The 22,033-nt window shown below is 61.0% G+C and carries 25 protein-coding genes; 11 read left to right on the top strand and 14 right to left on the bottom strand.

All coding sequences use genetic code 11. The features are described from left to right. Nucleotides 1-228: 228 nt before the first annotated feature. Genes paaA through JO965_RS03980 form a run of 6 tightly spaced genes read left to right on the top strand, consistent with a single transcriptional unit; the run spans nucleotide 229 to nucleotide 4,738 of the window. Nucleotides 229-1,224, top strand: coding sequence for a 1,2-phenylacetyl-CoA epoxidase subunit PaaA (gene paaA / locus JO965_RS03955; protein ID WP_203442416.1), 996 nt, complete (start codon nucleotides 229-231; stop codon nucleotides 1,222-1,224). Nucleotides 1,225-1,237: 13 nt separating this feature from the next. Then, nucleotides 1,238-1,528 (top strand): 1,2-phenylacetyl-CoA epoxidase subunit PaaB, encoded by a 291-nt coding sequence (gene paaB, locus JO965_RS03960; RefSeq protein WP_201829897.1) that lies wholly within the window; start codon nucleotides 1,238-1,240, stop codon nucleotides 1,526-1,528. Next, nucleotides 1,528-2,286, top strand: coding sequence for a 1,2-phenylacetyl-CoA epoxidase subunit PaaC (gene paaC, locus JO965_RS03965; protein ID WP_203442417.1), 759 nt, complete (start codon nucleotides 1,528-1,530; stop codon nucleotides 2,284-2,286). The genes paaB and paaC overlap by 1 nt, the downstream gene beginning before the upstream one ends. A gap of 13 nt (nucleotides 2,287-2,299) precedes the next feature. After that, complete coding sequence (gene paaD, locus JO965_RS03970) at nucleotides 2,300-2,812, top strand: 1,2-phenylacetyl-CoA epoxidase subunit PaaD (RefSeq protein ID WP_203442418.1); 513 nt, start codon at nucleotides 2,300-2,302, stop codon at nucleotides 2,810-2,812. 17 nt (nucleotides 2,813-2,829) lie between these two features. Next, a complete protein-coding gene (gene paaE, locus JO965_RS03975) occupies nucleotides 2,830-3,906 on the top strand; it encodes a 1,2-phenylacetyl-CoA epoxidase subunit PaaE (protein ID WP_203442419.1) in 1,077 nt (358 codons plus the stop codon). Nucleotides 3,907-3,934: 28 nt separating this feature from the next. Then, nucleotides 3,935-4,738 (top strand): Phenylacetic acid catabolic protein, encoded by an 804-nt coding sequence (locus JO965_RS03980; protein WP_203442420.1) that lies wholly within the window; start codon nucleotides 3,935-3,937, stop codon nucleotides 4,736-4,738. Between the two features lie 22 nt (nucleotides 4,739-4,760). Here JO965_RS03980 and JO965_RS03985 read toward each other — a convergent pair whose 3' ends face one another. Genes JO965_RS03985 through paaG form a run of 4 tightly spaced genes read right to left on the bottom strand, consistent with a single transcriptional unit; the run spans nucleotide 4,761 to nucleotide 8,017 of the window. After that, nucleotides 4,761-5,393 (bottom strand): TetR/AcrR family transcriptional regulator, encoded by a 633-nt coding sequence (locus JO965_RS03985; RefSeq protein ID WP_203442421.1) that lies wholly within the window; start codon nucleotides 5,391-5,393, stop codon nucleotides 4,761-4,763. Nucleotides 5,394-5,402: 9 nt separating this feature from the next. Continuing rightward, complete coding sequence (gene paaK / locus JO965_RS03990; protein WP_203442422.1) at nucleotides 5,403-6,737, bottom strand: phenylacetate--CoA ligase PaaK; 1,335 nt, start codon at nucleotides 6,735-6,737, stop codon at nucleotides 5,403-5,405. Nucleotides 6,738-6,764: 27 nt separating this feature from the next. Then, on the bottom strand, nucleotides 6,765-7,223 hold the full coding sequence (paaI, locus tag JO965_RS03995) for a hydroxyphenylacetyl-CoA thioesterase PaaI (protein WP_203442423.1): 459 nt from the start codon (nucleotides 7,221-7,223) through the stop codon (nucleotides 6,765-6,767). Next, on the bottom strand, nucleotides 7,223-8,017 hold the full coding sequence (gene paaG / locus JO965_RS04000) for a 2-(1,2-epoxy-1,2-dihydrophenyl)acetyl-CoA isomerase PaaG (RefSeq protein WP_371826829.1): 795 nt from the start codon (nucleotides 8,015-8,017) through the stop codon (nucleotides 7,223-7,225). The genes paaI and paaG overlap by 1 nt, the downstream gene beginning before the upstream one ends. A gap of 301 nt (nucleotides 8,018-8,318) precedes the next feature. Between paaG and JO965_RS04005 the strand changes: the two genes are divergently transcribed. From JO965_RS04005 to JO965_RS04025, 5 genes are all read left to right on the top strand, one after another. After that, a complete protein-coding gene (locus JO965_RS04005) occupies nucleotides 8,319-9,485 on the top strand; it encodes an ABC transporter substrate-binding protein (protein WP_203442424.1) in 1,167 nt (388 codons plus the stop codon). Nucleotides 9,486-9,563: 78 nt separating this feature from the next. Next, the gene (locus tag JO965_RS04010; RefSeq protein WP_203442425.1) at nucleotides 9,564-10,436 is read left to right on the top strand and encodes a branched-chain amino acid ABC transporter permease; all 873 of its coding nucleotides are present in this window, start codon (nucleotides 9,564-9,566) and stop codon (nucleotides 10,434-10,436) included. A gap of 2 nt (nucleotides 10,437-10,438) precedes the next feature. After that, complete coding sequence (locus JO965_RS04015; RefSeq protein ID WP_203442426.1) at nucleotides 10,439-11,386, top strand: branched-chain amino acid ABC transporter permease; 948 nt, start codon at nucleotides 10,439-10,441, stop codon at nucleotides 11,384-11,386. Next, complete coding sequence (locus tag JO965_RS04020; protein WP_203442427.1) at nucleotides 11,383-12,165, top strand: ABC transporter ATP-binding protein; 783 nt, start codon at nucleotides 11,383-11,385, stop codon at nucleotides 12,163-12,165. Before JO965_RS04015 ends, JO965_RS04020 begins: the two co-directional genes overlap by 4 nt. Further along, the gene (locus JO965_RS04025) at nucleotides 12,158-12,862 is read left to right on the top strand and encodes an ABC transporter ATP-binding protein (RefSeq protein WP_203442428.1); all 705 of its coding nucleotides are present in this window, start codon (nucleotides 12,158-12,160) and stop codon (nucleotides 12,860-12,862) included. The genes JO965_RS04020 and JO965_RS04025 overlap by 8 nt, the downstream gene beginning before the upstream one ends. A 13-nt stretch (nucleotides 12,863-12,875) precedes the next feature. Here the strand turns inward: JO965_RS04025 and JO965_RS04030 are convergent, their stop codons facing one another. The 10 genes from JO965_RS04030 to JO965_RS04075 all read right to left on the bottom strand — a co-directional run bounded on the left by JO965_RS04030 (nucleotide 12,876) and on the right by JO965_RS04075 (nucleotide 21,907). After that, complete coding sequence (locus tag JO965_RS04030) at nucleotides 12,876-13,094, bottom strand: DUF2783 domain-containing protein (RefSeq protein WP_203442429.1); 219 nt, start codon at nucleotides 13,092-13,094, stop codon at nucleotides 12,876-12,878. Next, complete coding sequence (locus tag JO965_RS04035; RefSeq protein WP_203442430.1) at nucleotides 13,091-14,695, bottom strand: FAD-dependent oxidoreductase; 1,605 nt, start codon at nucleotides 14,693-14,695, stop codon at nucleotides 13,091-13,093. The genes JO965_RS04030 and JO965_RS04035 overlap by 4 nt, the downstream gene beginning before the upstream one ends. Then, nucleotides 14,692-14,880: a hypothetical protein gene (locus JO965_RS04040; RefSeq protein ID WP_203442431.1), complete on the bottom strand. Its 189-nt coding sequence runs from the start codon at nucleotides 14,878-14,880 to the stop codon at nucleotides 14,692-14,694. The genes JO965_RS04035 and JO965_RS04040 overlap by 4 nt, the downstream gene beginning before the upstream one ends. 111 nt (nucleotides 14,881-14,991) lie before the next feature. Further along, on the bottom strand, nucleotides 14,992-15,699 hold the full coding sequence (locus tag JO965_RS04045) for an energy transducer TonB (RefSeq protein WP_203442432.1): 708 nt from the start codon (nucleotides 15,697-15,699) through the stop codon (nucleotides 14,992-14,994). A 184-nt stretch (nucleotides 15,700-15,883) separates the two neighbouring features. Continuing rightward, nucleotides 15,884-16,330, bottom strand: a complete 447-nt coding sequence (gene tolR / locus JO965_RS04050; protein WP_203442433.1) for a protein TolR — start codon at nucleotides 16,328-16,330, stop codon at nucleotides 15,884-15,886. Beyond that, entirely contained in the window at nucleotides 16,330-17,016 is a 687-nt protein-coding gene (locus tag JO965_RS04055; RefSeq protein ID WP_203442434.1) for a MotA/TolQ/ExbB proton channel family protein, read from the bottom strand. Before JO965_RS04055 ends, tolR begins: the two co-directional genes overlap by 1 nt. Before the next feature lie 10 nt (nucleotides 17,017-17,026). Further along, entirely contained in the window at nucleotides 17,027-17,488 is a 462-nt protein-coding gene (locus JO965_RS04060) for a Tat pathway signal protein (protein ID WP_246776738.1), read from the bottom strand. 870 nt (nucleotides 17,489-18,358) lie between these two features. Next, nucleotides 18,359-19,876: a UxaA family hydrolase gene (locus JO965_RS04065; protein WP_203442436.1), complete on the bottom strand. Its 1,518-nt coding sequence runs from the start codon at nucleotides 19,874-19,876 to the stop codon at nucleotides 18,359-18,361. Nucleotides 19,877-19,916: 40 nt separating this feature from the next. Beyond that, entirely contained in the window at nucleotides 19,917-21,323 is a 1,407-nt protein-coding gene (locus JO965_RS04070) for a TRAP transporter large permease (protein WP_203442437.1), read from the bottom strand. Further along, nucleotides 21,323-21,907: a TRAP transporter small permease gene (locus JO965_RS04075; protein ID WP_203442438.1), complete on the bottom strand. Its 585-nt coding sequence runs from the start codon at nucleotides 21,905-21,907 to the stop codon at nucleotides 21,323-21,325. Before JO965_RS04075 ends, JO965_RS04070 begins: the two co-directional genes overlap by 1 nt. Nucleotides 21,908-22,033 lie beyond the last annotated feature (126 nt).

Here is a 22,033-nt window from a genome sequence, read left to right on the forward strand (position 1 = left end):
GTTACAAAAAATATTGAAAAGAAAAATTTTTGTGACATATTGAGATCAGCACCATGGCCTGCGAGGGATTTTGCGTGCGCTTGAGGCGACGAGTGCCCGATCCGCGTTGAATCAGTGACCGCAGGGCAATGCGAGATGCTCCCTCCGGTCAGGCTTGGCCTTTCGGCGGAAATGAGCGCCCGGCCGAGGCGACAGAACAGATTTTTTAAGAAGGCAGGGAGAAGCGCCGTGTATGCACAGATGGTGAAAACGGGCGTCGAGCACCTCCAGTCCAAGGAGGAGATGTCTCCGGAGGAGCGCGCCTTCCAGGACCGTGTCGATGCCGACATCAAGATCGAGCCCAAGGAGTGGATGCCGGAGGCCTATCGCAAGACCCTGATCCGGCAGATCTCCCAGCATGCCCATTCCGAAATCATCGGCATGCAACCGGAGGGCAACTGGATCACACGTGCCCCCACCCTCGAGCGCAAGGCCATCCTGCTCGCCAAGGTACAGGACGAGGCCGGTCACGGCCTTTATCTCTACTGCGCCGCCGAGACGCTGGGCGTGAGCCGCGACGAACTCATGGAGCAGCTCAACAGCGGCAAGGCCAAGTATTCGAGCATCTTCAATTACCCGACGCTGACCTGGGCCGATATCGGCGCCATCGGCTGGCTTGTGGACGGTGCCGCGATCATGAACCAGGTGCCGCTGCAGCGCTGCTCCTATGGCCCCTATTCCCGCGCCATGATCCGCATCTGCAAGGAAGAAAGCTTCCATCAGCGTCAGGGTTATGACGCGCTGACGAAGCTCGCCCAGGGCACGCCCGAGCAGAAGCAGATGGCGCAGGATGCGCTGAACCGCTGGTGGTGGCCGTCGCTGATGATGTTCGGGCCTTCCGATGCGGAATCGGTCCACAGCGCGCAGTCCATGCGCTGGAAGATCAAGATCAATTCCAATGACGAGCTGCGTCAGAAATTCGTCGATCAGACGGTGCCCCAGGCCGAATATCTCGGCCTCACCGTTCCCGATCCGGATCTCAAGTGGAATGCCGAGCGCGGGCATTACGATTTCGGCGAGATCAACTGGGACGAATTCTATCAGGTGATTGCCGGCAACGGCCCCTGCAACCGCCAGCGCCTGCGCACGCGGGTCAAGGCCTACGAAGAGGGCCAATGGGTGCGCGATGCCGCGGACGCCTATGCGGCGAAGAAGGCGGCACAGGCGAAAGCCAAGGCGGCGTGAGCGGGAGGGAGCAATGACCGACAAGAAGGAATGGCCTCTCTGGGAGGTTTTCATCCGCAGCCAGCATGGCCTGTCTCACCGGCATGTGGGCTCCCTGCATGCGCCGGATGCCGAGATGGCGATCATGAATGCGCGCGATGTCTATACGCGGCGCAACGAGGGCGTGAGCATCTGGGTCGTGAGGGCGTCCGACATTTCGGCGAGTTCGCCGAGCGAGAAGGGACCGCTCTTCGATCCCGCCAACAGCAAGGTCTATCGCCATCCGACCTTCTACGACATCCCTGAAGAGCTGGGGCATATGTGATGGCCGGGCAGGACGCGCTTTTCGAATATCTGCTGCGCCTTGGCGACAATGCGCTGATCCTGGGACATCGCCTGTCGGAATGGTGCGGGCATTCGCCGGCGCTCGAGGAGGATCTGGCGCTCTCCAATGTCGCCCTCGACCTCATCGGCCAGACGCAGCTCTGGCTGAACCTTGCGGGCGAGGTCGAAGGCAAGGGGCGGGATGCCGACAAGCTCGCCTATCTGCGCGATGCGCGCGACTTCCGCAACGTGCTTCTGGTCGAGCAGCCGAACGGCGATTTCGCCATGACCATGGCACGCCAGTTCTATTTCGATGCCTGGCACTATCTGCTGCTGCGCGAACTCACCGGCTCTACGGACAGCCGCATCGCGGAGACCGCCGCGAAGGCGCTCAAGGAAGTCACATATCACCTGGAGCGGAGCCAGGAATGGGTGCTGCGCCTCGGCGACGGCACAGAGGAGAGCCATCGCCGCATGCAGGCGGCCATCGACGATCTCTGGGTGTATACCGGCGAGCTGTTCGAGGCCGATGCCGTCGACGCGGCGATCATCCGCGAGGGATTGGGTCCCGATCCTGCGGCGCTGCGTGAGCCTTGGCTCGGCCTCGTACGCGCGACGGCGGAGGAGGCGACCTTGAGCCTGCAACAGCCAGGCTGGGCGCAGAAGGGCGGCAAGCAGGGGCTCCATTCCGAGCATCTCGGCTATATTCTCGCCGATCTCCAGTTCCTGCAGCGGGCCTATCCCAACGCGACGTGGTAAGGAGCGGGATGCCATGACGGACAGCCTGACGCGCCCGGACCTGGATCAGATCAGGATCTGGCTGGGAGACGTTCCCGACCCGGAAGTGCCGGCGGTCTCGGTGACGGATCTCGGGATCGTTCGTGATGTGCGCTGGGACGGCGACGAGCTTGTCGTCGCGATCACGCCGACCTATTCCGGCTGCCCCGCGACCAGCGTCATCGCGTTCGACATCGAGATGGCGCTGCGGGCGAAAGGTCTCGACAACCTGCGGATCGAGCGGCGCATCTCGCCGCCCTGGACGACGGACTGGATCACTGAAGAAGGGCGGCAGCGGCTTCAGGCCTATGGCATCGCGCCGCCGGCCAAGAATGCGGACAAGCCCTCGCCCTTCGACCGCTTCCTGCGCAAACCCCTGACGATCGCCTGCCCGCGCTGCGGTTCGGAAGACACGGCCCGGATCAGCGAGTTCGGCTCGACCCCATGCAAGGCGCAGTACCAGTGTCGCGCATGCCTCGAGCCCTTCGACTATTTCAAGTGCATTTGACAACGAGCGGACGCTCCATGACCAGGTTCTATCCCGTCACCGTCGCCGATGTGAGGCGCGAGACCAGAGACGCCATCGTCCTCACCCTCGACGTGCCGGAGGAGCACAAGGATGCGTTCCATTTCTCGCCGGGGCAGTATCTGACCCTGCGCACCCAGATCGACGGCGACGAGGTGCGACGCTCCTATTCGATCTGCGCCGCGCCGACGGACGGCAAGCTCCGGGTCGGCATCAAGAAGATCGCAGGCGGTGCCTTCTCGAACTGGGCGAGCGAGCAATTGTCGCCCGGACAGACGATCGAAGCCATGCCACCCATGGGCAATTTCTTCGTGCCGCTCGATCGGACCCGCAAACGGCACTTCGTGGGCTTTGCCGCCGGCAGCGGGATCACGCCGCTGCTGAGCATCGTCAAGACGACCCTCGTCGCCGAGCCGCAATCCTCCTTCACCCTGTTCTACGGCAACCGGGCCTCGAGCTCGATCATGTTCCGCGAGGAACTGGAGGATTTGAAAAACGAGCATCTCGACCGCTTCAGCCTCATCCATATTCTGAGCCGCGAGCAGCAGGATATCGATCTGTTCAACGGACGGCTGAGCAAGGAGAAGTGCGACCAGCTTCTCGACCATTGGATCGATGTGGCGTCCATCGACACGGCATTCATCTGTGGGCCGCAGGACATGATGCTGGGCGTCGCCCAGAGCCTGGAAGAGCATGGGCTCGACAAGCGGCAGATCAAGTTCGAACTCTTCGCCACCTCGACCCCGAGCCGCCGCCAGCGCAGGCCGGAGGAGACAGCAGCGGAAGACCATAAGAACCTGTGCGAGGCCACCATCGTCATCGACGGGCGCTCTCGCACCCTGTCCTTCGAGAAAGGCACGGCCTCGGTGCTCGATGCCGCTATGCATGAGGGGCTGGAGCTTCCCTATGCCTGCAAGGGTGGCGTCTGCTCCACCTGCCGCGCAATGCTGGTCGAGGGCGAGGTCGACATGGATGCGAATTTCGCGCTCGAGGATTACGAGATCGCGCGCGGCTATATCCTGACCTGCCAGAGCTATCCGGTGAGCGATAAGATCCTGGTCGATTTCGACAAGTGATGAGGCAACTAATCAGGAAGGTGCTCCCATGGTCGATGAAGAAAGCGTCGTCAACTTCGTGGCCGGTGGTGGGCGCTTAAGCGCGCCGGACAACGTCACGCCTCGCTATCGTGGCGAGCTCATGCGCCTGATGGCGATCTTCGTCGATTCCGAGATGGCAGGCGCCTCGGGCTTCGCCGATTGCATCAATCTGGCTCCCGGCTTGAAGGAGCGAATCACGGCGACACGCATCGTCTTCGACAAGTTCAATCATGCACGGCAGGTTCTCGACCTGATGGAGCAGTTCGGCGCCAATACGGCGCAGTATGTCGGTGCCCATCCCTGGGCGGCGCGCCTCGATCGCAGCGTCAATCTCGGCACACGGCGCATAGAGGGCGACATGCGCCTCAACGTCTTCCACTACCCGATCAACGGCTGGGTCGATTCCGTGGTCATGAACTGCCTGATGGGGCAGGCGACCGTGGTGCAGCTCGATGAGCTGACCAGTGGCTCCTATCAGCCGCTCGCCGATGCGCTGTCGGAGATTTTGCCTGTCGAGAAGCGCCACGCCGAACTCGGGGAGCATGGGCTGAAGGCAGCCCTCGACAGAGGACATGATCCGACCGACGCTCAGGCCTCAGTCAATTACTGGTATCCGCGCGTCGCCGACAGCTTCGGCAGCAGCACGTCGGATCATTTCGCGCAGCATCGCAAATACGGCTTGCGCCAGAAGGGCCGGGATGAACTCGTCGCCCAATGGCAGAGTCTCGTTCATCCGGTGCTCTCGCGCTTTGGCCTTGGCGTTCCGGGGCAAGCATCGCTCAGGCTCGGTGAGCAAGCCTCCTTGCAGTGACGGTTAAGTGCTAAAGGAAATCCTATTCCGCAGCGCTGACGCGTTGCGACGGGGCGGGTTCCGCATGGAGATTGCGGGTTCCATCCATGATCAGCTGCGAAACGAGTTCGGCATAATCCGCGCGGGTCACCTCGCCGGTGCTCTTGAACCAGAGGTAATGCCAATTGATCATGCCGAAGAGCGACATGGTCACGGGCTTGAGCAGCTTGGTTCCCTTGAGTTGCGGCGCGACGCCCGCCACGGCATCCGAGAAGATCCGCACCAGGTCGCGCTCCACTGCTTTGAGCTCGCCCTGGCGGTCGGCCGGCAATAGACGCATGCCATTGATCTGCACATTGTGCTGGGCATCGGCATCGCGGTAGGCCTCCAGCAAGGCCGCGACCAGTGCCTTTAGGCGAGCTGCCGGGGAGAGATCCGGGTGGTCTGCCGCCTCCACCACCTCGAGCAGTTCTTCGAGATGGAAGCGGATGACGTCGAAGAGCAGTTCCTCCTTATCCCTGTAGTAGTGATAAAGATTGGCCTTGGAGACGCCGCAGGCTTCGGCGATCTTGCTCATCGAGGCACGGTCATAGCCATGCTCGGCAAAGAGTTCAGCCGAGCGATCGAGGATCGCCCGGCGCTTGTCGTCATAATCGGTGGCACGGGTGCGGGCCATGGGTGTCTTCTATTCTTTCGGTCTGCGGTCGATCACGCGTCTTGCCTTGCCGAGTGAGCGCTCGATTCCTTCAGGATCGAGGACATTTACCTGGGCCGTGATGCCAATGGTATCTTTAATTGCCTGGCTCAAGCGCTCGGCGGCCGCTTTTCGGGTTTCGGGATAATCGGCATCCGGCCTGATCTCGGCCCGGATCTCCACCTGGTCCATCCGACCTTCGCGGGTCAGGATGATCTGGTAATGTCCCGACAGGGTCGGGATCGTGAGGAGCTTTTCCTCGATCTGAGTCGGAAAGACGTTGACGCCGCGGACAATCATCATGTCGTCGGTGCGGCCGGTGATCTTCTCCATGCGGCGCATGTTTCGCGCCGTGCCGGGGAGGAGGCGCGTCAGGTCCCGGGTGCGGTAGCGGATAACGGGCATCGCTTCCTTGGTCAGGGACGTGAAAGCGAGCTCGCCTTCCTCGCCATCCGGCAGGACTTCGCCCGTCACCGGGTTGATCACCTCGGGATAGAAATGATCTTCCCAGATGTGGAGCCCGTCTTTGCTCTCCACGCATTCGCAGGCGACGCCCGGTCCCATGACCTCTGAGAGGCCGTAAATGTCGACGGCATGGATGTCGAAGGCTTCTTCGATCTCAGTCCGCATGGCGTTCGTCCAGGGCTCGGCACCGAAGATACCGACCTTCAGCGAGGATTGGCGCGGATCGAGGCCCTGTTTCTTGAACTCGTCGAGGATCGCCAGCATGTAGGACGGCGTGACCATGATGATGTCGGGCTTGAAATCCTGGATCAGCTGCACCTGACGCTCGGTCATGCCGCCCGACATGGGGATCACCATGCAGCCGAGCCGCTCGGCGCCATAGTGAGCGCCCAATCCGCCGGTGAAGAGGCCGTAGCCATAGGCCACGTGCACCTTCATGCCGGGGCGCCCGCCGCTCGCCCTGATCGAGCGCGCCACCACATCGGCCCAAGTGTCGATGTCGCGCTTCGTATAGCCGACGACAGTGGGCTTGCCGGTGGTGCCCGACGAGCCGTGCACGCGGGCGATCCGGTCTTGAGGCACAGCGAACATGCCGAAGGGATAATTGTCGCGCAGATCCGCCTTGGTGGTGAAAGGAAACTTGGCGAGATCGCTCAATTCCTTGAAGTCATCCGGATGCACGCCCGCCGCGTCGAACTTTGCCTTGTAATGCGGCACGTTTTCATAGGCATGATGCAAGGACCAGGCGAGGCGCTCGCGCTGCCAGGCGGAAAGCTCGTCCCGCGATGCCAGTTCGTAGTGATCGAGAAGTGCCGACTGGGGCTTGAGTTCTGAGAGCTTACGGAGCGGGATCTGAAGCAAGGGAACCTCCCATTCGTTCGTTCTTATTTACGTGTCTGAGCCGAGAAGCGTGCCGGCGATGGTGCGCGAGTGACCACGGAACTCGGCAATGACTTCGCCTTTGCCGTCATGGATCGTCACATCATAGATGCCGGACCGTCCCGAGCGATTGCGCTCGACCGCATGGGCCGTGAGCCTGTCGCCCAGGCGCCCCGGCTGCAGGAACGTCACCGCGCAGTGCTGCGCGACTGTACGCTGGTTGTAAGTATTGCAGGCGAAAGCGAAGGCCGAATCGGCGAGCGTAAAGATGAAGCCGCCATGGCAGATGCCGTGTCCATTCGTCATGTCGGTGCGGATCGTCATGGAGATGACGGCTTCGCCGGGCGACACGCGCACGATCTCCATGCCGAGTCCTTGGCTCGCCTGATCCTCCGCCCACATGGCCTCGGCGCATGCTTCGGCGATTTCGCGAGGCGCGTTTTCCAGACGGGTCGATTGTGCGTCCATCACGCCCTCCCGGAGAACTTCGGCTGCCGCTTCTCGAAGAAGGCGGTGACGCCCTCCAGATAATCCGGCGTGCGGCCTGCCTGTCCCTGCAGATCGCGTTCCAGATCGAGCTGCCGGTTGAGATCGTTCGTCTCGGAGGCATCGAGCGCCTGCTTGATCAACCCGAGCCCCATGGTGGGTTGAACCGCGAAATGAGCGGCAAGGCGATGGGCCTCATCCATCAGGGCGGCATCGTCGACCGCTTTCCAGATCATGCCCCAGGCTTCCGCCTGCTCCGCCGGAACCGGTTCGGCCAGCAGGGCGAGCGCGCGGGCGCGCGCCGGGCCGATGAGACGCGGCAGGAACCAGGTACCTCCCGAGTCCGGCACCAGGCCGAGCTTTGCAAAGGCCTGGATGAACTTGGCCGAGCGAGCCGCCAGGACGATGTCGCAGGCGAGCGCGATGTTGGCGCCTGCCCCCGCCGCAACGCCGTTGACTGCACAAATGACTGGCATCTGCAATGCACGGAGCTTGCGGACCAGTGGATTGTAGAGATGCTCCAGGGTTGAGGAGAGGTCCGGAATCTGGCCGGGGCTGAAGACCCGGTCCGACAGATCCTGGCCGGCACAGAAGCCGCGCCCGGCGCCCGTGAGAATGAGAGCGCGGCAGCTGTCGTCCGCCTCTGTGTCGAGGAGGGCTGACATCAGGGCTGCGTGCATCGCCTCATTGAAGGAATTCAGGCGATCGGGCCTGTTGAGGGTGATGACCCGATAGCCCTCTTGACGCTCCGTAATGATGAGATCGGTCTCCACCATGGCCCTCCCGAATTTTCGCTGATGGCAAGCGGATGGTCTTGCGACTTGTTTACTATTGACCAACCGTCCGGTCAATTATATTGATGAGAGAAACAGCGTCAATGAGCCAACACTCGGCCCTTCAGGGAGCAAAGCGGGATGGCATGTTTCGACGATCAGCAGGATCTGCGCGCACAGCTACGCCGGCTTCGCGCCTTCCTTCACAACTGCCCTCATCCTGCAATGATCTGCAGGCTCCTGGCCACCTGATCCTTGCGCAACAATAAGAACAACAAACGACAACGACACTCGGAGGAAACAAATGAACTCGAAGGCAACTCTCAAAACTCTGCTCGTCGCCTCTGTCATGGGCTTCGGTCTCACCCATGGCGTGCATGCCCAGGACACCGTCAAGATCGGATCGGTTCTCTCGGTCACCGGGCCGTCGTCCTTCCTCGGTGAACCCGAGGACAAGACGCTGCGGATCTATGTCGACAAGATCAATGCGGCTGGCGGCGTTGCCGGCAAGAAGATCGAACTGGTGATCTACGATGACGGCGGCGACGCCAACAAGGCGCGTACCTTCGCGACCCGCCTCATCGAGGACGACGAGGTGATCGCCATGGTCGGTGGAACGACCACCGGAAGCACGATGGCGATGATCCCCGTCTTCGAAGAGGCGAAGGTTCCGTTCATTTCGCTCGCCGGTGCCATCGAGGTGATCGATCCGGTGCGCAAGTTCGTCTTCAAGACGCCGCACACCGACAAGATGGCCTGCGAGAAGATCTTCGAGGATCTGAAGAAGCGCAACCTCACCAAGATCGGCCTGATTTCGGGCACAGACGGTTTCGGTGCTTCCATGCGTGCGCAATGCGTCAAGGTTGCTCCGAATTACGGCATGCAGATCGTCATCGACGAAAATTACGGTCCGCGCGACAGCGACATGACAGCTCAGCTCACGAAGATCAAGAACACGGCCGGCGTGCAGGCTGTGGTCAATCCTGGCTTCGGTCAGGGACCGGCCATCGTGACCCGCAACTATGCCCAGCTCGGCATGACGAACATTCCGTTCTACCAGAGCCATGGCGTGGCCTCGAAGAGTTTCATCGATCTGGCCGGTGCTGCGGCTGAAGGTGTTCGGCTCCCGGCTGCGGCGCTCCTCGTCGGCGACAAGCTGCCGGAGAGCGATCCGCAGAAGAAGGTCGTGACGGAATACAAGCAGACCTACGAGAGTGCCACGAAGCAGCCGGTCTCGACCTTCGGCGGTCACGCCTATGACGGTCTCTTCATTCTGGTCGAGGCCATGAAGCGCGCGAACTCGACCGATCCCCAGAAGATCCGCGACGAGATCGAGAAGACCAAGGGCTTTGTCGGCACGGGCGGTATCGTGAATACGTCGCCCACCGACCATCTTGGCCTCGACCTCTCGGCCTTCCGCATGCTTGAGATCAAGGGCGGCGACTGGAACCTGGTCGCATCCGGAAGCTGATCTCTTCTTGCAACCCATTGAACGGGAGGCTGCTCGTCGGCCTCCCGTTCGGCAACCTGAAGGTCGCGGGACAGCATCATGGCCGAGTTCCTCCAGTTCCTCTTTTCCGGTCTGACGGTGGGAGCCGTCTATGCGCTGGTCGCACTCGGCTTCACCCTGATCTACAATGCCTCGGGCGTCGTGAACTTCGCGCAGGGCGAGTTCGTCATGCTTGGCGGCATGGTGACGGTGTTCGCCTCGGCAGCTGGAATGCCCTTGCCGCTGGCTGCTTTCATTGCCATTTGTACTGCCGTCGCGATCGGCCTTCTGCTCCATCGCTTCGCCATCGAGCCTGCTCGCGGTGCATCCGCCGTGACGCTCATCATCATCACCATCGGTGCATCGATCCTGTTGCGTGGCCTCGCTGCCATTGTCTTCGACAAGCAGTTTCACAAGCTGCCGGCCTTCACGGGCGAGAGCCCGATCGATATCTTGGGCGCGGCCGTCCAGCCGCAGAGCTTCTGGGTGCTCGGCGGGACTGCGATCGTCGTGCTGGCGCTCTACGTCTTTCTTGAGCACACGGTCGTGGGCAAGGCAGTTCTTGCCACCGCAGCGAACCGGCTTGCGGCGCGTCTGGTCGGCATCAACACGACCACGATCATGGCTCTGGCCTTTGGCGGTTCGGCCGCTATCGGTGCGGTTGCCGGAATTCTGGTGACGCCGATCACGCTGACGAGCTACGATGTCGGGACGCTGCTGGCGCTGAAGGGCTTTGCCGCCGCCATGCTGGGCGGTATGGGCAATCCGGTCGGCGCGGTCGTCGGCGGGTTGTTGCTCGGTCTGCTGGAGGCGTTCGGCGCCGGCTATATCAGCTCGACTTACAAGGATGCCTTTGCTTTCCTTGTTATCCTCATCGTCCTGTTCGCAGCGCCTCAGGGCCTATTCGGGCGTCGTGTCGTGGAGAGGGTATGAGAATGCGTGCTCTCGTGAACCAGCGTTCCATCACACTCGTCGTGCTGGCGGTCGTGATCGCCGCTCTCCCGCTCGTCTTTCCGTCGAGCTACTATTTCCGTGTGGCCTCGCTCGTATGGGTGTCGGCGCTCGCCGCCATCGGCCTCAATATCCTCATGGGACAGGCGGGACAGGTCAGCCTGGGACACGCGGCGTTCTTCGGTATCGGTGCTTATGCGGTCGCCATCGGGCCGACTCATTTCGGCATTCCTCCGTGGGTTGCGCTTCTCATCGGGGCGGTTCTCTCGGCTGCTCTCGCTTATCTGGTGGGGCGCCCGATCCTGCGTCTGAAAGGGCATTATCTCGCCATCGCCACCTTGGGCCTCGGCGTTCTGGTCGCTCTCGTCATCACGACGGAAAGCCGCTGGACTGGCGGACCGGATGGCATGCCGGTCGAGAGATTGTCTCTCTTCGGCTGGCGGGTCAGCGGATCCTATACATGGTACTGGGTGACGGGTGGCCTCCTGCTCATCGGAACCTGGATTGCACTCAATCTCGACGAGACGCCGACGGGTCGAGCCTTCCGCGCGCTGCACGACAGCGAGGTGGCTGCACAGGTCGTCGGCGTCGATGTGGCGCGCTTCAAGCTGCAGGCCTTTGTGATCGCTGCCGTCTACGCTTCGCTGGCCGGTTCCGCTCTCGCGTTCATGAATGGCTTCATCAACCCAGATCAGGCGGGCTTCCTGCATTCGGTGGAACTCGTTACCATGGTGGTGCTGGGCGGTCTCGGATCCGTGGTCGGCAGCATCGTCGGCGCGGCCGTGCTCGTGTCGCTTCCGCAGGCCCTAACGATCTTTCAGGAATACGAGCATCTTCTGCTTGGCCTCATCATCATCGTGGCGATGATCTTCATGCGCAACGGCATCGTGCCGAGTCTCTCGGCTCTGGTCTTCCGGAGGGCACGCTCATGAGCATCCTGAAGGCGACGGATATCGGCATTTCCTTCGGCGGCGTGAAGGCTGTCGATGGTGTAAGCTTCTCGGTCGATCCCGGGCGGATCCTGTCGATCATCGGCCCGAACGGGGCGGGCAAGACCACTCTCTTCAATATCGTATCCGGTGTGTATGCCGCGAGCCGCGGGTCGATCCACCTCGCTGACGAAGATGTGACGGGGCTTGCCCCCCACAAACTTGCCGCGCGCGGGCTCTCCCGCACATTCCAGAACCTGCAGATTTTCCAGCGCATGACCGCCTGCGAGAACGTGATGGTGGGGTGCCATCTGCGGGAAAAGTGCAGTCTTCTTCCGGCCCTGTTCAGAGCCCCTTCCGTCTCGCGCCAGAACCGCGAGACGCGGGCCGCAGCGCTCGATCTTCTTGCCGATGTGGGCTTGAAGGAAGTCGCGGACGTTCCGGCCGGGTCGTTGCCTTACGGCGCCTGCAAGCGTCTCGAGATTGCCCGCGCTCTCGCGGCAGAGCCGCGCGCGCTTCTGCTCGACGAGCCCGCCGCTGGCTGCAATGCGGTGGAGACCGAGGAGATCGATCACCTGATCAAGCAGGTCGCCGATCGGGGCGTCGCCGTTGTTCTCGTCGAGCACGACATGAAGCTCGTGATGAAGATCTCCGACAGGATCCTCGTGCTTGAGCGCGGGCGCCCGCTGGCCGAGGGGACACCGCGGGAGGTACGCGATGATCCAAGGGTCCTTGAGGCTTATCTGGGACAACACGGCGCACGGGAGGCTGCCCGTGCTTGAGGTTGCGAATCTGCGCAGTGCCTATGGCCGGATCGAGGTGCTCAAGGGCATCGATCTCGATGTTCAGACGGGCGAGATCGTCGCGCTGGTCGGCTCGAACGGAGCGGGCAAGACCACGCTGCTGCGCACGCTCTCGGGCGTTCAGCCGATGACCGGCGGCGAGATCCGCTTCAAGGGACAGCGCATCGATCGTCTGCCGCCTCATCAGAGGGTGGAACTCGGCATCACACAGTCGCCGGAGGGCCGGCAGGTGTTCGGGCCGCTGACGGTCGAGGACAATCTGCGGCTCGGCGCCTATCGACGGCGCGACAGGGAGATCGATCAGGATCGCGACCGCATCTTTGGCATGTTCCCGGTTCTCGCCGAGAAAAGGCAGCTTCTGGCCGGTGGATTGTCGGGTGGTCAGCAACAGATGCTGGCCATCGGTCGCGCGCTCATGGGCCGTCCCAAGCTTCTGCTACTGGATGAGCCGTCGCTCGGCCTGTCGCCACTCCTCGTCGATCAGATTCTTGACGCCATCGTTTTCCTCAAGAAGGATGGCATCACGGTGCTGCTCGTCGAGCAGAATGCCAGCGCGGCTCTCGCGATTGCGGATCGCGGCTATGTGCTGGAGACCGGCAAGGTCGCCCATAGCGGAGCGGGCTCGGCATTGCTTGCCGATCCCCAGATCAAGGCGGCCTATCTCGGCATCGAGTGATCAGCCTTTCGCATCAGCCCGACGTTGATTTCGTCTGCTCCATGCTCTGCTTCGCAAGAGCGAGAGCCTCCTGAAGCACGGCCTGATCGCCGATGTGATTGGCAAGGATCAGCACGAGTGAAGAGTTGAGCGCGGCACTCTCCTCATCCGATAATCCGCGATGAGCCTCGATCAGCGCGCGATAGGCGCGGTCTGGATCGGTAAACTGGCCTTCGGTGACGAGTGTGCTCATGCGTGCTTTTCCTCGAGACCCCTTAGGCGGCGCGATGCACGCTCGATCAGCGGCGATGCCACGTGCCTCCAGCGTGCCGCGAGATGCTGATCGGGACGCACGAGATAGGTGCTACCGGGGGTGGCGTCGAAACGTTGGGCGAAGACGCCTTCCGCATCGATGAGGTCTTCACCGATGACGAGAACGCGAGCGCCCGTTGGCCGAGGCCCTGCGCTTGGCACATGGATGAGGGTCTCCTCGCCGCCCAGTGCCTCGAGCAGCCAGACCGGCTGTCCGGTGCTGTTACGCATCGGGGCATCCGGTAAAGGCGCGCCGAGGCGGGCGGAGCCAGACCAAGCGTCTTCGTCCGGTGTCAACAAAAGCGTCTCATAGGTCGAGGGCATCGACAATCTGCCGGAATTCACCATCCGCTTGGCGAAGGGCGCGTGACGCGCGAGAGCAAGAATTGCATCGCGAAAGCGCAGCTCTTGCGCCGAGCGAGGAGCAATGAAATCCGTGGAGCGGGTCGAATGGCCGATATTCTCGTCGGCTGCTGCCGAACGCTCGAGATTGTAGCTGTCGATCAGGCTCTCCGGTGCTTCACCCTTGATGACGAGCGCGAGCTTCCAGGCTAGGTTCTCCGCATCCTGAATGCCGGAATTCGCGCCGCGCGCGCCGAAAGGCGAAACCTGGTGGGCTGCGTCGCCGGTAAAGGCCACGCGGCCATGCACGAACCGCTCCAAGCGCCGGCACTGGAACGTGTAGACCGACACCCATTCGAGAGAAAAATTCTCATGTCCCAGCATCTGCCGTAGCCGGGGGATCACGCGCTCAGGCGCCTGCTCGGCCTTTGCATCGGCCTCGGGGCCGAGCTGAAGGTCGATGCGCCAGACATCGTCCGGCTGCTTGTGAAGGAGGGCGGAGCGGCCGTCATGAAACGGCGGATCAAACCAGAACCAGCGCTCGGGTGGGAAGTCACCCTTCATCTTCACATCCGCGATGAGGAATCGATCCTCGAAAACCTCACCCTGGAAGTCGAGCCCGAGCATTCCTCGTACGGCGGAGCGGGCTCCATCGGCTGCCACCACCCAATCCGCATCGAGGTCGTAGGAGCCTTCAGGTGTCTCGATGGTCAGCGTTACGCCATCGTTACGGCGTTTGAGGCCGTTCACCTTGTTGCGCCAGCGGATATCGAGATTGGGCAACTCCGCAGCGCGCTCGACCAGCGCATGTTCAAGATAATACTGCTGCAGGTTGATGAAGGCCGGCATCTTGTGCCCAGCCTCGGGTAGCAGATCGAAGGCATAAAGCTGATCGTCGCGCTGAAACACTTTTCCAAGCTTCCAGGTCACGCCTTTCTCAAGACAGGTTTCGGCAACGCCGAGCCGATCGAGGATCTCGAGCGTGCGCTTGGCATAGCAGATGCCGCGCGATCCTTCCCCGATCCGGTCCGCATCGTCGAGGAGCACAACAGGCATGCCACGTTGCGCCAGATCGATGGCGGTGCAAAGTCCGACGGGACCCGCGCCGACGACGATGACGGGATGTCGGGCCGGAGAGGGGCGATCCTGGTCCGCACTGCGGCGGTAGCCGAATTGGAAGAGGGGTTTGCGGGTGTTCATGGCGTAGCCTGGGTGTCGAGGGCCATGCCGCGATTATTTCCGACGATGATGCCGGAATTCGAATCGTCCTCAGGCGCATAGGCATATGGATACTGCTCGATCTCCATGAACAACGCCGTCTTCGCGGCTATGTCTGTAGGCGTGGCGAATGCCTTTTCGACCATGGCGATTTTCCCTGTCTTCACACGCGGCTCATGCCGTCAGCCTCTGTTGAGAGCGACGGCCGGCGCTATTGAGTGACAGGGTAATCCTGATCTTGCGATGGTCAAGTTGGCTGTGACAGACCAGAGTCGCGATCAGCGCAGATTGAAGCGCAGCGGTATGGTGAACGTGAGTTGTGGGATGAAATCCGGCACCGGCGGTACGGAAGAACCAGGACTTGCCGTACCAAGTGCAGCCTGATCAAGTGCGGCGTGCCCGGCGCTTCGCACAAGCGATGAACTGATAATGCGGCCGGAACGCTCTACGGTGAACCGTATCTGTGCAACGCCGCTGACACCCTGACTCCGGGCAACATCAGGATAGCGCAAGCGGTTGCGCAGCGCCGACGCAAGGCTTGCCAAATAGCGATTGCGTGCGCTCGGGTCGGCCGAAGCGGCCTGGCCGCTCATATTCTCTTGCAAAGCCGAAGCTTGTCCCTGGCGCGCGTCCGATGGAAGCGGCTTCTGCTCGGCAACCGTTCGGCGTGGAGGGGGCTTACGCTCCACCGACTTCGGAGGAAGCTTTTTCTCTGGCTTGGGAGGCGGCGGCTCTTCGACAGGCTTAGCAACCACCGTTTCAGGAGGAGGCGGAATGATGACAGCCTCTGTCTCAATGGTCTCCTGTTCAATCGGTACAGCTTCGACAGGCAAAGCTTCTGTCACTTCCTGAGGCTGAGCTTCGACGACTTCCTCGGGAGGCTGCTCTTCGATTGTCTCGGTCTCAGTGGGTAAAGGCTCAATCTCGGCGGGAGGAGCTTCCTGGGCCTGCATCGCTGCTGCTCCCACCGACACGATCTCTTCCATGGCAGGAGCTAGATCGATGGTGATCTCCTGCTCGCCGGGCGCGTCTGGCGCATCGGATGACCACAGGGTCACGGCCGTCAATGCGGCGCCATGCAGAAGAGCCGCTGTGAGAAAGGCGATTCCAAGCCGGCTCGGTTCTTGGGGCGAACGTATGCTCTGAACGGACATCGGATTGCTGCAAGTGCTATTGCGCGGCCGATCCGCTCGGGGCCTGCGCGATCAGGGACACCTTGCTGAAGCCTGCGGCATTGATCTGGCCCATGATCTCGATGATGCGGCCATAGGGAACCGTCTTGTCGCCGCGGACCAAGACAGCCTGGGTCGGGTCCGCACTCGCAAGCGGCCGCAGGCGGGGCATCATGGTCTCGGGTGCAAGAGGTTCCTTGTCGAGGAACGGCTGTCCCTGTGCGTCGATACTGATGACGACCGGTTGCTTCGGCTGCGCGACCTTCGGCGCAGCCGTCTTCGGCAATTGCACCGGCACGCCGACGGTCATGAGGGGAGCTGCCACCATGAAGATGATGAGCAGCACGAGCATCACGTCGACGAGCGGCGTGACGTTGATCTCAGACAGGGGTGCAGTCCCGAACTCGTCGTCCGTATCCTGCGTCTGGATTGGTCCCATACCCATTATTCGGCAGCCTCTGCTCGAACGTGGGATTTGCGGTCGCGCGCCAGTCGATCGCCGAGAGCCGTGATGCCGGCGGCAAAGGATTGCTGCAGGCGGCCAAGATCGGTGGTCAGCTTGTTGTAGGCGATCACCGCCGGAATGGCGGCCACGAGGCCGATGGCCGTTGCGAATAAGGCCTCCGCAATGCCGGGCGCCACAACAGAGAGGCTCGTATCCTGGCTCGCGGCGATGGCGGAGAACGAGTTCATGATGCCCCACACCGTGCCGAACAGACCGATGAAGGGCGCGGCCGATCCTGTGGAGGCGAGAAACGGCAAACCGATCTGAAGCTGGCGCATATCGGCGGAGAGGGCAGCCCGCATGGCCCGCTCGATGCGCTCGCGCCGTTCTGCACGGCTCTCGGAAACGTCCTGATCGCGCCAGGCCTCGTGGCCCGCCGCAACGATTCGGCCGGTGGCCCCGTCCATCTGCGGATGAAGTCTGTCACCCGAACAGGCGGCAGCTTCGAAAGCGCGGGCCTGACGGCGGATGCTTCTGAAGCGCAGAAGTTTCTCGAAGACGATCGTCCAGCACCCCAGAGACGCCAGAACGAGCAGGATCATGACGCTCTTGACGATCGGATCGGCCTGAAGAAACAGGCCGAGGAAGGACATGTCATGCGTTGCTGCGGGCATGATCTCGTTCATGATGGTAATCTCACTTCACGAAGGATACAGCGTCGATCTTGGAGGCCGTCTCGATCACGGAAAGGCACTCCTCTCGTGAACTGGTCGCGCCTTCGCATGTCAGGACATCGTTGAGCAGAACACGTCCGAAGCGCGAGCAGTTCAGTCCGGGAAAATCGAAGAGCTTGATAAGGGTCTTGCGACGAGGCACCGGACCGACTTCCACGGCGAGCCTTTTGACAGCCACGCCATCGGTATCGAGAGCAAACAGATCGAGCTTCAGGGACTTCCAGTTCTCGCCCTTTTGATTGTCGATGAGGAAATAGGTTCTGCAGCTTTCGCCCGAAGCCTCGATCTTGTTCAACTCGATGCGCAAGGAGCTTGAAGCGGTTGCATTGTCCTGAGCAAGAGCCGTCCCGCTGAAAGGCAGGAGCAGGGCCAGACAGGCGAAGATGTTGCCGGCTGCAAACCCAGGCTCATTCCAGGTGCTCATGCCCATGAACTCGTGCTCCTCACGTTGGCGAGCGACTGCCCGACACGATGCACAACTCCAGAGTCTCGAATGGAGACACTGAGCGCAGGGATCGTCGACAGATCAATCGAATGCCCAAAATCGAGAGAATTCCCGTGGGCCGCTCCGATGAGATATCTGAAAGAATTCAGATCGATCAAGGGCTTAGTAGAAAATCAGAGACATTCTAAAAGAGGCGCTACGATCTTGAGATCGGAGCGGAATTCGCTTCTTTAAAAGAGCTTCAAAGTAATTTTCTTAGGTTTCCTCGTGCCTTTGTGAAGCCTAAGAGGGCGACCGCGCTTCTTATGAGGGTTGGAGATTAATGAGGGCGCATCGATAATCTCCAAACAGATTTCACGAAAATACCATTTTGCGTGAACAAGGGTGGAAGCCCCTTCTTCATTCGGGAGATCCTGCTTGAGCTTCAACGGTCACGACAAGCCATTTCCTGCTTGGTACCCTTACGCATTCGTTGGTGCGATAGCAGCACTTGGGGCGGCGTATTACGTGCTCGGCTAAGCGCAGTGGCGGCAATCGCCCTTGCCTTCGAGCGTCTCGCCCAACGATGTGGATGACGACGCCCAGCATCAGAAATTGGGATCCGCTAGGGCCGCCCCTTGCACCAGATCTGTGTCGTGCTTGAACCCTGCATCCCAAAGCGAAGCGAGGTGGTACATCCGCGCCCCGTTCGCTTATGGGAGAGTGTTGATCCGCGTGCGGGATCAGCGCGAAGACCATTGCGTTACTATGGTTACTATTTGGTTAACGATCTTAATGTAGGGAAGATTTATCCCATAAGCCTAGCTCGAGACCTGTCTGCAATAAAGTATCGATTTTCTTCGGGCGTACTCACATGACCGCGCCGACCTGCCAGGGAACGAATTCGAGGTCGCCGTAGCCAAGATCTTCCGACTTCGTATGCTCCCCGGATGCGACGCGCAGTAGGATTTCGAGGATTTCCTTTCCCTTCTCTTCAAGAGGAACGCCGTCGAGGATATCGCCGCAATTGATGTCCATATCGTCCAGCATGCGGCGGTAGATATCGGAGTTCGTGGCGAGCTTCAGGGACGGCACGGGTTTGCAGCCGAAAGCGGAGCCGCGTCCCGTGGTAAAGGCAATCAGGTTCGCCCCACCGGCTACTTGGCCGGTCGCGGCAACGGGATCGTAGCCAGGCGTGTCCATATAGACGAAGCCGTGGTCTTTTACCTGTTCGGCATATTCGTAGACGGCTCGGAGGGTCGAGCGTCCACCCTTGGCTGCGGCACCAAGAGATTTCTCGAGAATCGTCGTCAGCCCACCCGCCTTGTTGCCGGGTGACGGATTGTTGTTCATCTCGCCGCCGTTACGGGCCGTATAATCCTCCCACCATCTGATCCGCGAAATGAGCTTTTCACCAACCTCTCTCGTGGCCGCACGGCGGGTGAGCAGATGCTCCGCTCCGTAGATCTCGGGCGTCTCGGAAAGGATCGACGCTCCACCATGACGTACCAGAAGATCGGAGGCGACACCGAGTGCCGGGTTGGCGGTGAGCGCCGAGTAACCGTCGGAACCGCCACATTGGAGTGCGAGCACCAGTTCCGATGCGGGACGCGTTTCGCGCTGAGACTTGGCGGCGATGGGGAGCATACCCTTCACGGCATCGACGATGGCCTGCACGGTGCGTTTCGTGCCGCCTGTTTCCTGAATGGTGAGCGTACGGAACGTCTCGCTTTCCGTCAGGCCGTATTCCTGCTTCATCCGACCGATCTGGAACACCTCGCAGCCGAGACCGACCATGATCACGCCGGCGAAGTTCGGATGGCTGGCATAGCCCCATTGGGTGCGGCGCAGAATATCGAATCCTTCACCATAGGCTGCATGACCGCAGCCCGTGCCGTGGACGATGGCGACGACGCCGTCGATCCCAGGATAATCCCGCAGAACTCCGGAACGCTCGACTTCGGCGGCCGCGAAGCGTGCGACCGACGCCGAGCAGTTCACCGATGTCAGGATGCCGATATAGTTGCGGGTGCCCGTCCGACCCGAGGCACGGCGATAACCCTGGAAGGTCGCGCGCATTTCAGTTGGGAGAAGATCATCGTCCTTTGCATCGACGCAGAAGGCGTAGTCGCGTTCGAAGTCATGCAGGCCGACATTGTGCTCATGCACCCATTCACCAGGCGCGATATGGGTTTTGGCAAAGCCGATGATCTGTCCGAATTTCCGGATCGGCTCACCTTCGCGGATCGGCTCCGCTGCCATCTTGTGACCCCGCAGAATACGCTCGCGGGCGGTTAATCCCGCCGCCCTGACGCCCTGGTTCACGAGGTCGATGGCGATGACCACATTGTCGTCTGGAGAGAGGCGAATGGCGCGGGGAGTGCTCATGGGTGTCTCATAAGTTTATCTATGGCGTTCGAACGGCTCATCACCGTCCCAATCCCATCTTCTGCGGGAGCCAAAGAGTCAGTTCCGGAATGTAGGTGATTGCGATGAGCGCAAGCATCAAGGGCACGAGCCAGGGGAGAATCGCCACCGTGGTGCGCTCGACGGAAAGCTTGGACACTCTCGCCAGGACGAAGAGCACCATGCCGAGAGGCGGATGAAGCAAGCCGATCATCAAGTTCAGCGTCATGATGAGTCCGAAGTGAATCGGGTCGATGCCAAGCTTCAGCACGATCGGCAGGAGGATCGGTACCAGGATGGTGATGGCCGCGATGGTGTCGATGAAACAGCCGACAAACAGGATGAGAATGTTTGCCAGCAGCAGGAACACCCACTTGTTCTGTGTGAAGCCCAGGATCGCGTCTGAAAGGATCTGCGCTGCTTGGCTGACCGTGAGAAGCCACGCGAAGATCGATGCTGCGGTCACGATGAAGAGAACCGATGCGGTCGTCTCGATAGTGTCGAAGGTCGCCTTGGCGAGACTCCTGAACGTCATGGAGCGATAACGAACAAGTCCCAAGAACAGCGACCAGATGACAGCCGCGACCGCGGCTTCGGTCGGTGTAAAGAGGCCGAGCGTCATGCCGCCGATCAGGATGACGGGCGCCATCAGGGCCATCACGGCAGAGAAGTCGAAGTACCAGTCGAGGGCGAGAAGTACAGCCAGTGCGATACCGATGGCGACGTTCGGTGAAAGACCTGCCTGGATCATCAGCCAGACGGCGACAGGAAATGCCAGGACGATGACAACTTCAATGGTGGCGTTGCCAAGCTGATTCCATGAGAAGGGGGTATCCGCTCCCCAGCCGTTCTTATAGGCAAAATAGGCCACGGTCCCCATCATCAGGAGCGTCATCACGATGCCGGGGATAAGGCCCCCCAGGAAGAGGGCCCCGATGGAGACATTGGCCATCATCCCATAGATGACGAAGGGAAGCGAAGGCGGAATGATCGGTCCCAGCGTTGCGGATGCGGCTGTCACGCCCACGGCGAACTCGGTCGAGTAGCCATGGTCCTTCATGGCCTTGATCTCGATCGTCCCGAGGCCGGCGGCATCGGCGATGGCCGTTCCGGACATGCCCGAAAAGATCACCGAGCCGACGATGTTCACTTGACCGAGGCCGCCTTTCATCCAGCCGACGAGGGCGACGGCGAACGAATAGATGCGACCGGTCACGCCAGCGATGTTCATCAGGTTTCCGGCGAGAATGAAGAATGGGACGGCGAGAAGCGGGAAACTCTCGACTCCAGCGATCATGCGTTGCGCCACGATCACATCGGGCACCGTGCCGCTGGCGAGGATGTAGAGCAGGGAGGCGACTGCCATCGAGATGGCCACCGGCAGACCGAGGATCATCAAGATAAGAAAAGAGCCAATCAGAATGAGCATCAGGTTTCTGCCGGTAAGGGTGCATCGAAAGCTTCAGGGCGCTCGAGCACGGAATATCCGCGCTGCCAGTTGGCGATCGCGACCTGAACGGAGCGGAAGCACATCAGGACGAATCCGATGAAGACAAATCCGTAGCTGAGATTCTTCGGCAGCTCGACAGTCGTCATCATTTCATCGCCGACAATGCTCATGAAACGCCAGATGAGAACGGCCCCATAGGCGAAAAAGGCAATGCGAACGAAGTCGATGAACGTCGCCAGTGCGCGCCCGAGACCGGGAGAGAGATAGCGGTAGAGAAAATCGACCTGGATGTGCCGGCTCATACGCACGCACATGGCGGAACCGACGAAGACCAGGGCGACGTTGAGGTTGGTCGCGATCTCTTCGGTCCATGCGAAGGAGTCGTTCAGCACGTAGCGAGAGAAGAACTGGACGAAAACCGCCAGGGCCATCGCCCAGAACAGAGCCAGGGAGAGCCAGTCCTCAAAGGCGTACTCGGAGAGATCGACGGGAGCGTGTTCGCTTTCGTCGAAGGTCTGCGCCAGTTCCTCCGCGCTGACCTGGGTGTGGACTTCAGTCTTCATATTCAATGTCGGTTACCCTTGAACCTTGGGACGAGCATCCCGAAGGATGGTCCTGAGCGACAGGCAAACGGCGCTCATCCCGCCGCACACAGCATACGGGCCGCCCTGGGGCGGCCCGCTCGTCGA

This window comes from Microvirga sp. VF16 (assembly GCF_016864375.1).
Classification (GTDB): Bacteria; Pseudomonadota; Alphaproteobacteria; order Rhizobiales; family Beijerinckiaceae; genus Microvirga.

What these genes read in the sequence shown, in the direction of transcription:
- paaD (WP_203442418.1), top strand. Translation starts at nt 2,300, where the DNA reads ATGACGGACAGCCTGACGCGCCCGGACCTGGATCAGATCAGGATCTGG.
- JO965_RS04020 (WP_203442427.1), top strand. Translation starts at nt 11,383, where the DNA reads ATGAGCATCCTGAAGGCGACGGATATCGGCATTTCCTTCGGCGGCGTG.
- JO965_RS03980 (WP_203442420.1), top strand. Translation starts at nt 3,935, where the DNA reads ATGGTCGATGAAGAAAGCGTCGTCAACTTCGTGGCCGGTGGTGGGCGC.
- JO965_RS04075 (WP_203442438.1), bottom strand. Translation starts at nt 21,907, where the DNA reads ATGAAGACTGAAGTCCACACCCAGGTCAGCGCGGAGGAACTGGCGCAG.
- paaE (WP_203442419.1), top strand. Translation starts at nt 2,830, where the DNA reads ATGACCAGGTTCTATCCCGTCACCGTCGCCGATGTGAGGCGCGAGACC.
- JO965_RS04015 (WP_203442426.1), top strand. Translation starts at nt 10,439, where the DNA reads ATGCGTGCTCTCGTGAACCAGCGTTCCATCACACTCGTCGTGCTGGCG.
- JO965_RS03985 (WP_203442421.1), bottom strand. Translation starts at nt 5,393, where the DNA reads ATGGCCCGCACCCGTGCCACCGATTATGACGACAAGCGCCGGGCGATC.
- JO965_RS04005 (WP_203442424.1), top strand. Translation starts at nt 8,319, where the DNA reads ATGAACTCGAAGGCAACTCTCAAAACTCTGCTCGTCGCCTCTGTCATG.
- JO965_RS04065 (WP_203442436.1), bottom strand. Translation starts at nt 19,876, where the DNA reads ATGAGCACTCCCCGCGCCATTCGCCTCTCTCCAGACGACAATGTGGTC.
- JO965_RS04060 (WP_246776738.1), bottom strand. Translation starts at nt 17,488, where the DNA reads ATGAGCACCTGGAATGAGCCTGGGTTTGCAGCCGGCAACATCTTCGCC.
- paaC (WP_203442417.1), top strand. Translation starts at nt 1,528, where the DNA reads ATGGCCGGGCAGGACGCGCTTTTCGAATATCTGCTGCGCCTTGGCGAC.
- JO965_RS04045 (WP_203442432.1), bottom strand. Translation starts at nt 15,699, where the DNA reads ATGGAAGAGATCGTGTCGGTGGGAGCAGCAGCGATGCAGGCCCAGGAA.
- JO965_RS04035 (WP_203442430.1), bottom strand. Translation starts at nt 14,695, where the DNA reads ATGAACACCCGCAAACCCCTCTTCCAATTCGGCTACCGCCGCAGTGCG.
- tolR (WP_203442433.1), bottom strand. Translation starts at nt 16,330, where the DNA reads ATGGGTATGGGACCAATCCAGACGCAGGATACGGACGACGAGTTCGGG.
- JO965_RS04055 (WP_203442434.1), bottom strand. Translation starts at nt 17,016, where the DNA reads ATGAACGAGATCATGCCCGCAGCAACGCATGACATGTCCTTCCTCGGC.
- JO965_RS04070 (WP_203442437.1), bottom strand. Translation starts at nt 21,323, where the DNA reads ATGCTCATTCTGATTGGCTCTTTTCTTATCTTGATGATCCTCGGTCTG.
- paaI (WP_203442423.1), bottom strand. Translation starts at nt 7,223, where the DNA reads ATGGACGCACAATCGACCCGTCTGGAAAACGCGCCTCGCGAAATCGCC.
- JO965_RS04010 (WP_203442425.1), top strand. Translation starts at nt 9,564, where the DNA reads ATGGCCGAGTTCCTCCAGTTCCTCTTTTCCGGTCTGACGGTGGGAGCC.
- JO965_RS04030 (WP_203442429.1), bottom strand. Translation starts at nt 13,094, where the DNA reads ATGAGCACACTCGTCACCGAAGGCCAGTTTACCGATCCAGACCGCGCC.
- paaG (WP_371826829.1), bottom strand. Translation starts at nt 8,017, where the DNA reads ATGGTGGAGACCGATCTCATCATTACGGAGCGTCAAGAGGGCTATCGG.
- paaB (WP_201829897.1), top strand. Translation starts at nt 1,238, where the DNA reads ATGACCGACAAGAAGGAATGGCCTCTCTGGGAGGTTTTCATCCGCAGC.